Raw genomic sequence first — 520 nt, 5'->3', positions numbered from 1 at the left:
ATTCTGTAAGAGTAGGCTCACCACGACGTACAACAGCCGTACGACCGGATTCTGCGTCGTAGTCGTCACGATACTTTGTTCGGAGAGTCGGTAGCTGGCCTCGATACCGAAGCGTTTCGAGTAGTGGTATCGAGCATCTCGTGGTGTTTCAATGAACGGCGCGTCAGCGGCGTAGCCGTGACGCGCCACTCCGTGTTCGTCGTACCGTCCGTTTTGATAGGTACAGTCGATGTAGACGGGAAACTCGACGGTCCAGCTATGACCGTCGAGTTTCCCCGTCAGCTCATGTTGGATGACGCGGCTCCACCCTTCCGAAAGTTCCTGCTTGATCGTCTTTCCCCACCGGACGATCGGCATCACGTACGCGTAGTTGTGAGCGTGAAGGAGCGTGAGACACTTGCTATCGTAGAATTCCCGGTCAAGATAGACGGCCTTGACGCTGAGGTCAAGGCCGTCGAGCAGACCAAGAAACTCAGCGAGGACACTGCTGGCGGTGTCACCGTCGACGAGACGGCTCACC

Annotated in this window: 1 pseudogene; it reads right to left on the bottom strand. The window is 56.7% G+C overall.

From position 1 onward, the window contains the following. Positions 1-520: pseudogene (locus C442_RS16140) on the bottom strand (ISH3 family transposase); the annotation flags it as partial.

The organism is Haloarcula amylolytica JCM 13557 (assembly GCF_000336615.1).
GTDB classification, from domain to species: domain Archaea; phylum Halobacteriota; class Halobacteria; order Halobacteriales; family Haloarculaceae; genus Haloarcula; species Haloarcula amylolytica.
The sequence above is the reverse complement of the archived record's forward strand: the minus strand, read 5'-3'. Positions and strand labels throughout refer to the sequence as shown.